The 11,391-nt window shown below is 72.5% G+C and carries 11 protein-coding genes; 10 read left to right on the top strand and 1 reads right to left on the bottom strand.

The window, feature by feature from the left end:
- Window positions 1–16: 16 nt before the first annotated feature.
- From G8E01_RS10595 to G8E01_RS10580, 4 genes are all read left to right on the top strand, one after another.
- Complete coding sequence (locus G8E01_RS10595) at window positions 17–1,150, top strand: SseB family protein (protein ID WP_166319449.1); 1,134 nt, start codon at window positions 17–19, stop codon at window positions 1,148–1,150.
- A gap of 100 nt (window positions 1,151–1,250) precedes the next feature.
- A complete protein-coding gene (locus G8E01_RS10590) occupies window positions 1,251–2,144 on the top strand; it encodes a MetQ/NlpA family ABC transporter substrate-binding protein (protein ID WP_166319447.1) in 894 nt (297 codons plus the stop codon).
- An 83-nt stretch (window positions 2,145–2,227) separates the two neighbouring features.
- Complete coding sequence (locus G8E01_RS10585) at window positions 2,228–3,259, top strand: methionine ABC transporter ATP-binding protein (protein WP_166319445.1); 1,032 nt, start codon at window positions 2,228–2,230, stop codon at window positions 3,257–3,259.
- Window positions 3,256–3,927, top strand: coding sequence for a methionine ABC transporter permease (locus G8E01_RS10580; RefSeq protein WP_166319443.1), 672 nt, complete (start codon window positions 3,256–3,258; stop codon window positions 3,925–3,927). The genes G8E01_RS10585 and G8E01_RS10580 overlap by 4 nt, the downstream gene beginning before the upstream one ends.
- A gap of 6 nt (window positions 3,928–3,933) precedes the next feature.
- Here G8E01_RS10580 and G8E01_RS10575 read toward each other — a convergent pair whose 3' ends face one another.
- On the bottom strand, window positions 3,934–5,166 hold the full coding sequence (locus G8E01_RS10575; protein ID WP_166319441.1) for an acyl-CoA dehydrogenase family protein: 1,233 nt from the start codon (window positions 5,164–5,166) through the stop codon (window positions 3,934–3,936).
- Between the two features lie 101 nt (window positions 5,167–5,267).
- Here G8E01_RS10575 and G8E01_RS10570 point away from each other — a divergent pair, with 101 nt between their 5' ends.
- From G8E01_RS10570 to purH, 6 genes are all read left to right on the top strand, one after another.
- Complete coding sequence (locus tag G8E01_RS10570; protein ID WP_155049197.1) at window positions 5,268–5,423, top strand: hypothetical protein; 156 nt, start codon at window positions 5,268–5,270, stop codon at window positions 5,421–5,423.
- A 179-nt stretch (window positions 5,424–5,602) separates the two neighbouring features.
- The gene (sucC, locus tag G8E01_RS10565; RefSeq protein ID WP_166319439.1) at window positions 5,603–6,769 is read left to right on the top strand and encodes an ADP-forming succinate--CoA ligase subunit beta; all 1,167 of its coding nucleotides are present in this window, start codon (window positions 5,603–5,605) and stop codon (window positions 6,767–6,769) included.
- A 21-nt stretch (window positions 6,770–6,790) separates the two neighbouring features.
- The gene (gene sucD, locus G8E01_RS10560) at window positions 6,791–7,693 is read left to right on the top strand and encodes a succinate--CoA ligase subunit alpha (RefSeq protein WP_155049200.1); all 903 of its coding nucleotides are present in this window, start codon (window positions 6,791–6,793) and stop codon (window positions 7,691–7,693) included.
- A 108-nt stretch (window positions 7,694–7,801) separates the two neighbouring features.
- Window positions 7,802–9,082: a cell division protein PerM gene (locus tag G8E01_RS10555; protein WP_166319437.1), complete on the top strand. Its 1,281-nt coding sequence runs from the start codon at window positions 7,802–7,804 to the stop codon at window positions 9,080–9,082.
- Window positions 9,083–9,129: 47 nt separating this feature from the next.
- Entirely contained in the window at window positions 9,130–9,720 is a 591-nt protein-coding gene (gene purN, locus G8E01_RS10550; RefSeq protein ID WP_166319435.1) for a phosphoribosylglycinamide formyltransferase, read from the top strand.
- Window positions 9,721–9,755: 35 nt separating this feature from the next.
- Entirely contained in the window at window positions 9,756–11,363 is a 1,608-nt protein-coding gene (purH, locus tag G8E01_RS10545) for a bifunctional phosphoribosylaminoimidazolecarboxamide formyltransferase/IMP cyclohydrolase (RefSeq protein ID WP_166319433.1), read from the top strand.
- Window positions 11,364–11,391: the final 28 nt, after the last annotated feature.

Genomic DNA, 11,391 nt, shown 5'->3' with positions numbered 1-11,391 from the left:
CCCGTAGGCTGGGCGCATGGGTCTGTTCTCGCGAAAGAAGAAGTCCGACGACGGCGACGACGCGCGGCGTGAGGAGTCGCCCGCCCCGGAGGCCACGGACGGCGACCAGTCGGCCGAGGCCGCGGGTGAGCCGACCCCCGAGGTGAACATCTCCTTCTCGTCGTTCCGGGGCGTCGGGGCGGGCTCCGGCCCGGCGCGGGACGCGCCCGGCGCGGCGGCGGACGCGGCGCCGGCGGATCCGCCCGCGCCCGCCGCGCGGCCGTCCCAGGGCACCCCCGCGCGCGAGCTCCCGCTCGCACCCGCGGCGCCGCCCGCCCAGGTCGAGACCGTCAAGGGGCTGCGCGACAACACGCTCCTGCGCGACGCGCTCGCGGCGCTGCCCGAGAAGCCGACGCCCGCCCAGCTGCTCGGCGTCGCGCGCCAGCTGCTCCACGGCCACATCTTCCTCCGCGTCACGGGCGACGTGCGCGAGCAGATCGAGGAGGGCGGCCGCGCGACGCTGTCCTTCGGCGTCGCGAAGAACGGCGACAAGAGCTACATGCTCGTGTTCAGCTCGGGCCGGGCGCTCTCCGACGCCGTGAAGGCCGATGGCAATCAGGCCACGTCGGCCGTGGCCCAGCCCGTCGGGATGATCCTGCGCCACATGATCGACAACGGCTTCGACGGCCTCATCGTCGATGGCGCCTCGGCCCCGCGGCGGATCGTGCTGCCGCGCGAGGTCCTCGAGCGCGCGCTCGGCCAGGCCGACCCCGAGCTGCGGGTCAAGGCGGCGCTCGCCCAGCCGCGCGACACCGACACCCCGAAGAAGGTCGCCGCGGTCCTCGCCGAGCGCCCTCCGCTGTGGGTTGCGGTCGGCCCGTCGCCCGACGACGAGTCGAAGATGGGCATCGCCGAGGCGCGCCTGGCCAACGGCACGCGCCTGCTCCAGGTCTACTCGCACCCGCTCGAGGTCGTCGCGCAGGGGCGGACGGAGCGCGCCATGCCCTTCGGCATCGAGAAAATCGCGCGGGTGCTCGTGGACCACCCGGAGCTCGGCGGTCTCCTCCTCGACCCCGCGGGCCCCCTCATTACGCTCACCCGCGAGGAACTGGATCCGGTTCTCGCCCTCGCCGCCGACGCGGGGGAAGACCCGCTCGCCGCCGGCGACTGACTGAGGGGCCCGCGGCGCATTGCGCCGTGTGTCGCGCGAGTTCGCGTCCCGGGGCGCGGCGTGCCTACTCTCGAGGCCCGTCCACACAAGGAGCACCCCCATGTCCCACCGTGCCCGTTCGCTCGCCGCGCTGTCCGTCGCCGGCGTCCTCGCCCTGTCCGGATGCGCCACCGGCGCCTCCGACGCCGAGCTCGGCTCCGAGGAGAACCCCGTCCAGATGGGCGTCGTGGGCGCCAGCGATCCGTACTGGGAGACCTACACCGCGGCGGCCGAGGACGAGGGCATCTTCGTCGATCTCGTCGACTTCACGGAGTACACGCAGCCGAACCCCGCGCTGTCCGCCGGCGAGCTCGACATCAACCAGTTCCAGCACGTGATCTACCTCGCCGACTACAACGTCGCCGCGGGCGACGACCTGCAGCCGATCGGCGCGACCGTGACCTACCCGCTCGGCCTGTACTCCGCCGAGTTCGACGACATCGCGGAGATCCCCGAGGGCGGCACCGTGCTCGTCCCGAACGACACGACGAACCAGGCCCGCGGCCTCCTCGTGCTGCAGTCGGCCGGGCTCCTCGAGCTCGAGGACGGCGGGAGCCCGTTCTCGACGCTCGACGACGTCATCGCCGAGTCGTCGCGCGTCGAGGTCAAGGCGCTCGACGCGGCGTTGCTCGCCCCGTCGCTGCCCGACGCCGACGCGGCCATCATCAACAACGACTTCCTCGAGGCCGCCGGGCTCACGAGCGACGACGCGATCTTCCAGGACGACCCGGCGGATCCGTCCGCCCAGCCGTACGTGAACATCTTCGCCACGCGCGCCGACGACGTCGACGACGAGGTGCTGAACCGCCTCGTCGAGATCTACCAGACCAACCAGGACGTCCTCGACGGCGTCATCGAGGTCTCCGGCGGCACCGCCGTGCCGGCCACGACGCCGAAGGACGAGCTGCAGGCCTCGCTCGCCGAGGTCGAGGACGCCGCCCGCGACGCGGGCTGACCGTCCCCAGCCGGGAGCAATACCCTGGTGCGCGGGCGGCCCGGCCGCCCGCGCACCGTTTCCGTGTGGCGAACCGAGGAGCCATGGCGCACATCACCCTCACCGACGTGACGAAGACCTACCCGCCGGCCCGGCGCGGGGCGACCCCCGTGGCCGCCGTCGAGGGCGTCTCCCTCGCCATCGAGCGCGGCGACGTCTTCGGTGTCATCGGGTACTCGGGGGCGGGAAAGTCCACCCTCGTGCGCCTCATCAACGGCCTCGAGCCCGTGACGAGCGGATCCATTGAGATCGACGGCGTGGAGATCACGGCCCTGCCGGAGCGCCGGCTGCGCGCGATCCGCCAGGGCATCGGCATGATCTTCCAGCGGTTCAACCTGCTCTCCTCGCGCACCGTGCGCGGCAACGTCGCGTATCCGCTGGAGGTCGCGGGCTGGCCCCGGGAGCGCCGCGACGCGCGCGTACAAGAGCTCCTCCGGTTCGTCGGTCTCTCCGATCGCGAAGACGCCTACCCGGAGCAGCTCTCGGGCGGGCAGCAGCAGCGCGTGGGGATCGCCCGCGCGCTCGCGGCCGAGCCGACCATCCTCCTCGCCGACGAGGCCACGAGCGCGCTCGACCCCGAGACGACGGACGGCGTGCTCGACCTGCTCGCGCGCGTGAACCGCGAGCTCGGCATCACGATCGTCGTCATCACGCACGAGATGGATGTCATCGCGCGGCTCGCCAACCGCGTCGCGGTCATGGAGCGGGGCCGGGTCGTCGAGACGGGGGAGACGTACGACGTGTTCACGCGCCCGGCGACCGAGACGGCGCGGCGCTTCGTGGGCACCGTCGTCCGCGCGCTGCCCGAGGGTGACGCGCTCGCGGACCTCGCCGCGCGCACCGAGGGGCGCCTGTTCACGATCGCCTTCACCGACGCCGGCGCCTCCGAGGCGCGCGTCTTCCAGGCGCTCGCGCGCGAGGGCGTCGACTTCCACCTCGTCCACGGCGGCGTCGACGACATCCAGGGCCGGGTCTACGGGCTCCTCACGATTGCGGTGCGCGGCGACGCGGAGGCCATCTCGCGCGCGCTCGGCGGCATCGGCCCCGGCGTGACGGTGACGGAGGTGGCGGCATGAACGACCTGTCCGAGCGCATCGCCGAGGTGCTGCCCGACATCCTCGAGCAGACCGCGATCACCCTCTGGCTCGTCGCGGCCTCGCTCGTCATCGGCGGCATCGTCGGCCTCGCGGTGGGCATCGCGTTGACCGTCACGCGGCGCGGCGCGATCCTGCAGCAGCCCGTCGTCTACGGGGTGCTCGGTGCGCTGGTCAACACCGTCCGGCCGATCCCGTTCATCATCCTGCTCGCCGTGCTGCAGCCGCTCGCGCGCCTCGTGCTCTCGAGTGGGATCGGCAACACGGCCGTGATCCTCGCGATCTCCGTGGCGGCGACCTTCGCGGTCGCGCGCATCGTCGAGCAGAACCTCGTCGGCGTTGACCCCGGAGTCATCGAAGCCGCCCGCGCCACGGGGGCGGGGCCCTGGCGGATCATCCTCACCGTGATCCTGCCGGAGGGCCTCGGATCCCTCATCCTCGGCTACACCTTCGTCACGATCGCCGTCATCGACATGTCGGCGGTCGCGGGCATGATCGGGGGCGGCGGCGTCGGCAACTACGCCATCGCCTACGGGCAGCGCCAGAACGACTGGGTCGTGATCATCGCGGCGCTCATCGCCATCGTCATCGTCACGCAGATCGTGCAGGCCGCGGGCAACGCGATCGCGCGCCGCGTGCTGCGCCGGTAGCGCGCCTCAGACGAAGGCGCCGACGCCCGTGATGTCGCGGCCGATGAGGAGGGCCTGCACCGATTCGGTGCCCTCGTAGGTGTGGATCGCCTCGATGTCGGCGAGGTGCTGGATCACCCGGTTCTCGAGCAGGATTCCGTTGCCGCCGAGCAGGTCACGGGCCTCGCGGGCGATGTCGCGGGCGTGGCGCGTGTTCGTGTACTTCGCGAGCGAGGCCTGCGTCGGGCGGAGCGCGCCCGCGGCCTCGAGGTCGGCCAGGCGGCGGCAGAACAGCTGCATCGTCGTCAGCTGGGACAGCATGCGCGTGAGGCGCTCCTGCACGAGCTGGAACCCCGCGAGCGGGCGCCCGAACTGGATCCGCTCGCGCGCGTACGACAGGGCCGCCTCGTAGCAGGCCGTCGCGTGGCCCAGGGCCGACCAGGCCACGCCGGAGCGCGTGGCGAACAGCACGCGCGAGGTGTCCGCGAAGGAATGCGCGCCGGGGAGCCGGGCGGATCCGTCCAGCTGCGCGTCCTCGAGCGCGATGTGTGCCTGGTGGATCGCGCGCAGCGCGACCTTCCCGGAGATGACCGTGCCGCGGTAGCCGGGCGTCTCCTGCGGCACGAGGAAGCAGCCCACCTTCTGGTCGTCCGGATCGCCGGGCGACACGATCCGCGCCCAGACGAAGGTGATCCCGCCCGAGGCGCCGTTGCCGATCCACTTCTTCGCGCCGCGCAGCACCCAGCCGCCCGCCTCCGCCGTCGCCGTGGTCTCGAGCCCCGTCGAATCGCTCCCGTGGTCGGGCTCGGTCAGCGCGAACGCGCCCGGGATCTCGCCGCGGGAGAGCGGGCCGAGGTAGCGCTCCTTCTGCGCGTCGGAGCCGTACAGCGCGAGCGTGCGCAGCGCGAGCCCACCCTGCACGGCGAGCACCGTGCCGACGGATCCGTCGACGCGTGAGAGCTCCATGTTCACGAGCCCCGCGGCGAGGGGCGACATCGGGGTGAGGCCCTCGTGTGCGATCCCGTCGCCCAGGAGGTCCGCGGACCCGAGGGCGGAGAGGATCCGCTCGTGCGGGTATGCGGCCGCGTCCCACGCCGCGAGCATCTCGGGCGCGAGGTCGTCGGACACGCGGCGCGCCCGCGCCCAGGCGTCGCGGTCGGTGCCCGTGACGTCGGCGAAGACGTCGTAGTAGTCGGTGCCGAGCGGTTCGGTGACGGCGTACGCGCCGTGGCGCTCGCCGGGGAGGTGCTCCGTTGCCATGGGGAGAAGGCTAGGGGCCCGACTCCGCCCGGCGCGATGTCTTTGTCGACCGACGACAGCCGGTAGGCTGGGGATCAGACTTTCCCGGAGGGCTGACCCACATGATGTTCATTCTGTCGCTGATCCTGTTCGTCGGCGGACTCGCGCTGTTCGCCGTTGCCTTCATGGCGACCTCGTTCCAGGCCGTCATCTTCACGGCGGGGATCCTCGCGGTGTGCCTCGCGATGGCGCTGCCCATGATGAAGAGCGCCAAGTAGCCCTCGCGCCTCACGAGCGCCCCGCGGACCGATGGGTCCGCGGGGCGCTCGTCGTCGTGCACGGCGGCGGTTTTTCGCGGTAGTAGGCTGGGGGACTGGTCGAGGTCTCTCGACATCGAGACAGTCCAACCCACGAGCGCGGCTGCCTCTTTCCCCGTGCCCCACCGAAGGAATGCAACGTGGATCTCTACGAGTACCAGGCTCGAGACCTTTTCGAGAAGTACGAGGTGCCGGTGCTCGCCGGCATCGTCGCCGACACCCCCGAGGAGGTGAAGGCAGCGGCAGAGAAGATCGGCGGCGTCGTCGTCGTCAAGGCGCAGGTCAAGACCGGCGGCCGCGGCAAGGCCGGCGGCGTCAAGGTCGCGAAGACCCCCGATGAGGCGTACGAGGCGGCGAAGGCGATCCTCGGCCTCGACATCAAGGGCCACGTCGTGCAGCGCGTCATGGTCGCCGCCGGAGCCGACATCGCCGAGGAGTTCTACTTCTCGGTGCTGCTGGACCGCGCGAACCGCAGCTACCTGTCGCTGTGCAGCGTCGAGGGCGGCATGGAGATCGAGCAGCTCGCCGTCGAGAAGCCCGAGGCCCTGGCACGCGTCGAGGTCGACCCGCTGACGGGCATCGACGAGGCGAAGGCGATCGAGATCGCCCGCGCCGCGAACTTCCCCGCCGAGCTGGTGGAGAAGGTCGCCGCCGTCTTCGTGAAGCTGTTCGACGTGTACAAGGGCGAGGACGCCACGCTCGTCGAGGTGAACCCGCTCGTGCTCACGGGCGAGGGCGACATCGTCGCGCTCGACGGCAAGGTGTCGCTCGACGACAACGGATCCGAGGTCCGCCACCCCGAGCACGAGGAGCTCGAGGACAAGGGCGCGGCAGACCCGCTCGAGGCGAAGGCCAAGCAGGCGGGCCTGAACTACGTCAAGCTCGACGGCCAGGTCGGCATCATCGGCAACGGCGCGGGCCTCGTCATGTCGACGCTCGACGTCACCGCCTACGCGGGGGAGAACCACGGCGGCGTCAAGCCCGCCAACTTCCTCGACATCGGCGGCGGCGCGAACGCCCAGGTCATGGCCTCCGGCCTCGACGTGATCCTCGGCGACCCGCAGGTCAAGAGCGTCTTCGTCAACGTCTTCGGCGGCATCACGAGCTGCGTCGCGGTCGCGGAGGGCATCGTGAAGGCGCTCGAAATCCTCGGCGACGCGGCGACCAAGCCGCTCGTCGTGCGCCTCGACGGCAACCAGGTCGAGGAGGGGCGCGCGATCCTCGCCGCCGCCGACCACCCGCTCGTCACGCTCGCCGCGGGCATGGACGAGGGCGCCGACAAGGCCGCCGAGCTGGCCAACGCCTGAGACGATACGAAGGACTACGAAATGTCGATCTACCTGAACAAGGATTCGAAGGTCATCGTCCAGGGCATCACGGGCGGTGAGGGCACCAAGCACACGGCCCTCATGCTCAAGGCCGGGACGAACATCGTCGGCGGCGTCAACGCCCGCAAGGCCGGCACCACGGTCTCGCACGTCGACCAGAACGGCGAGAACGTGGAGCTGCCCGTGTTCGCCTCCGTCGCCGAGGCGATGGCCGCGACCGGCGCCAACGCGTCCGTGGCGTTCGTGCCGCCGAAGTTCACGAAGGACGCGATGATCGAGGCGATCGACGCCGAGATCCCGCTCCTCGTCGTCATTACGGAGGGCGTGCCGGTCGGCGACAGCGCCGAGGCCTGGGCCTACGCGCAGTCGAAGGGCAACGCGACCCGGATCATCGGCCCGAACTGCCCCGGCATCATCACGCCGGGCGAGGCGCTCGCGGGCATCACGCCCGCGAACATCACGGGCAAGGGCCCGATCGGCCTCGTCTCGAAGTCGGGCACCCTGACGTACCAGATGATGTTCGAGCTGAAGGACTTTGGCTTCTCGACCGCCATCGGCATCGGCGGCGACCCGGTCATCGGCACGACGCACATCGACGCGCTGCAGGCGTTCGAGGACGACCCCGAGACGAAGGCGATCGTCATGATCGGCGAGATCGGCGGCGACGCCGAGGAGCGCGCGGCCGACTACATCAAGGCGCACGTCACGAAGCCGGTCGTCGGATACGTCGCGGGCTTCACCGCCCCCGAGGGCAAGACGATGGGCCACGCGGGCGCGATCGTCTCCGGATCCGCCGGTACGGCCGCCGCCAAGAAGGAGGCCCTCGAGGCCGCGGGCGTGAAGGTGGGCAAGACGCCCAGCGAGACCGCCCAGCTCATGCGGGAGATCATGCAGTCGCTCTGATCCCCCCCCCGCAGCACCCACGAGGCCCCGCCGCCAGCGGGGCCTCGTGGCGTTCTCGCGGGGCGCCTGCGCGGCATCGGGCGCCCGCGCGGGTAGCCTCGAACGGCCATGCACCGCCTGACCATCGCCCTGCTCGCCGTCGTCGACGCGATGGTCTGCGCGGCCGCCGCGCTCGGGGCGATCCTTGCCCCCCTCGTCCTCGTCTGGCTCGCCGTGTTCGGCGGGGAGGGGGCGTGGTCGGCGCTGTGGCCGACGACCGCGCGCGTGTGGCAGCTGGGGCACCTCGTGCCCGTGTCGATCGCGCTCGACGACGCCGGGGCCGCGGCCGTGGGCATCGACCCGAATGGGGCCGCCTTCTGGGTGAGCGTCGCCCCGCTCGCCTTCGCGCTGTTCTCGCTCCTGTTCGCCGCGCGGTCGGGGCGCCGCGCTGTCGACGCGGGCGCACCCTGGAGCGGGTTCGGGGCGGGAACGGCCGCGTTCGCGGTCGCCGCGGTCGTCGTGTGGGCCTCCGGCGCCGCGCCCGTCGCGGCGGTGACGCCGTGGCAGGCGATCGTCCTGCCCGCGGCCGTCTACGCGGCGGGTTTCCTCCTCGGCGCCGTCCCGCGCGCGTGGGACGCCGGGGACGGCGGCCCGCTCGATCGCCTGCACGACGCGCTCGACGCGTCGGGCCCGGCCTGGCGAGAGGTGCCTGCGCTCGTGCTCCGCGGAGCCGGGATCGTGGCCATGGGGCTCGTCGCCGTCGCGGGCGTCGTCCTCGCCGCGCTGTTCGCGGTCCGGGGCGGCGAGGTGATCGCGCTGTTCGAGCGCGCGCGCGTCGATGCGGTCGGCGCCGGCGCGCTCACGCTCGTGCACCTCGCGTACCTCCCCACGGCGATCGTCTGGGTCGTGGCCTATCTCGCGGGGCCCGGGTTCGCGGTCGGCACCGCGACGGCCGTCTCGCCCGCCGGGGTGTCGCTCGGCGTCGTCCCGGGGATCCCGATCCTGGGGCTCCTGCCGGAGGGCGGATCCGCCTGGCAGCTCGTCCTGGTCGCGATCCCCGTCGCCCTCGCCGCGGTCGCGGGCGGGGTCTGTCGCCGCGCCTTTGCCCGGGAATGGGCGTTTGACGGCGCCGGCGCGGAGCCGGTCCTGCCGCGCCTCGCGATCGCGGGCGGCATCGCGGCGGTCGTCGGGGCGCTGGGCGCGCTCGCGGCGGCGTGCGCGAGCGGCGCGTTCGGCCCGGGCAGGATGGCGGAGGTGGGGCCGGATCCGGGCCCCGTCGCCCTCGCGCTGGGGCTCGAGGCGCTCGTCGGCGCGAGCATCCTGCTCCTCGCGCCCGCCGGCCGGCTGACGGCCGGGCGCGCGGCGCCGGCCGACGCCGACGGGGCCGACACCGAGCCCGATCCCGCCTGAGGCGCCGGGCGGCACGGGCGGCCGAGCCGCGTGCGTACACTGGGGGAGTGCTGAACGTTGCGGTCCTCATCTCGGGCACCGGCTCGAACCTCCGAGCCCTCCTCGAGCAGACGGCGGACCCCGCCTACCCGGCGCGCGTCGTCGTCGTCGGGGCCGACCGCGACGCCCCCGGCCTGCAGCACGCGGCCGACTTCAGTGCGCCGTCCTTCTCCGTGCCGTACACCGCCTTCTCGACGCGCGAGGAGTGGGGCGAGGCGCTCGCCGAGCAGCTGCGCGCCTGGGAGCCCGACCTCATCGTCCTGAGCGGCCTCATGCGCCTGCTCCCGCCCCAGGTCGTCAGCGAGTTCGCGCCGCGGATCATTAACACCCACCCCGCCTACCTGCCGGAGTTCCCCGGCGCGCACGGCGTGCGCGACGCGCTTGCGGCGGGCGTCGACCAGACGGGCGCGAGCATCATCCAGGTCGACGACGGCGTGGACACGGGTCCCCTCCTCGCGCAGGAGCGCGTCGCCGTGCTGCCGGGCGACACCGAGGAGAGCCTCCACGCCCGCATCAAGCCCGTCGAGCGCCGCCTGCTCATCGATGTCGTTCGCCGCATCGCCACGGGCGACATCGACCTCACCGGGGCGCGGGCCTGAGCCGCGTCCTCCCGCACCACCCCAAGGAGATCATCATGGCCGGTCCGAGCCACGACCCCTCGCTCTACCGTCACCGCGACCGGGTCCCGATCCGCCGGGCCCTCGTCTCCGTGAGCGACAAGACCGACCTGCTGCCGCTGGCGCAGGCCCTCGCCGACGCGGGCGTCGAGATCGTCTCGACCGGATCCACGGCCGCGCGGATCCGTGAGGCGGGCCACGAGGTGCGCGACGTCGCGGACATCACCGGATTCCCCGAGATGCTCGACGGCCGGGTCAAGACGCTCCACCCGAGCGTCCACGGCGGCCTGCTCGCCGACATCCGCCTCGCGCACCACGAGGAGCAGCTGGGCGAGTTCGGGATCACGCCCTTCGAGCTGGTCGTCGTCAACCTCTACCCCTTCGTCGAGACGGTCGCCTCCGGCGCCCAGGGCGACGACGTCGTCGAGCAGATCGACATCGGCGGCCCCGCGATGGTCCGCGCCTCGGCGAAGAACCACGCCAACGTCGCGATCGTCGTGAGTCCCGCGTCCTATCCCGCCGTCATCGAGGCGATCGCCGCGGGCGGGACCACGCTCACCGAGCGCAAGGAGCTCGCGGCCCGCGCCTTCGCGCACACCGCGGCGTACGACACGGCCGTCGCGCAGTGGTTCGCCGAGGAGACGCTCGCGGGCGAGCAGCACCTCCCCGACCACCTGACGATCCAGGCCGAGAAGATCGACGACCTGCGCTACGGCGAGAACTCGCACCAGCGCGCCGCGATCTACAGCCGCGTCGGCGGGCACGGCATCGCCCAGGCCGAGCTCCTCCAGGGCAAGCCGATGTCGTTCAACAACTACACCGACGCCGACGCCGCGCTGCGCGCCGCGTACGACATGGTGCTGCCCGCCGTCGCGATCATGAAGCACGCGAACCCGTGCGGCATCGCGGTCGCCGACCCCAAGGCGCTCGATCCGATCGCCAGCGCGCATCTGCGCGCCCACGAGTGCGACCCGCTGTCGGCGTTCGGCGGCGTGATCGCGGCGAACCGCACGGTCACCCTGAAGATGGCTGAGAACCTGCGCGACATCTTCACCGAGGTCATCGTCGCGCCCGACTTCGAGCCGGCCGCGCTCGAGCTGTTCGCGGCGAAGAAGAACCTGCGCCTCCTCAAGCTCCCCGCCGGCTGGAAGCAGGAGCGCATGGACGTGCGCCTCGTCTCGGGCGGCCTGCTGCTGCAGGACGCCGACCTCTTCCCCGAGGACGACTTCGCGTCGGTGGCGAGCGACTGGCGCGTCGTCGCGGGCGACGAGCCCGATGTGCCGCTCGCCGACCTCGTGTTCGCGTGGAAGTCGTGCCGCGCCGTGAAGTCGAACGCCATCGTCCTGGCGTCGGGCTCCGCGACGGTCGGCATCGGCATGGGCCAGGTCAACCGCGTTGACTCCTGCCGCCTCGCGGTCGAGCGCGCGGGCGACCGGGCGGCGGGATCGATCGCCGCCTCCGACGCGTTCTTCCCGTTCTCCGACGGCCCCGAGGTGCTCATGGACGCGGGCGTCAAGGTCATCATCCAGCCGGGCGGATCCGTGCGCGACGAGGAGACGATCGCGCTCGCGAAGGAGCGCGGCGTGACGATGATCTTCACGGGAGAGCGCCACTTCTTCCACTAAGCCCTCCCGGCCGCGGGCGGGAGCGCTT

Source organism: Microbacterium excoecariae (genome assembly GCF_011326725.1).
Classification (GTDB): domain Bacteria; phylum Actinomycetota; class Actinomycetes; order Actinomycetales; family Microbacteriaceae; genus Microbacterium; species Microbacterium excoecariae.
The sequence above is the reverse complement of the archived record's forward strand: the minus strand, read 5'-3'. Positions and strand labels throughout refer to the sequence as shown.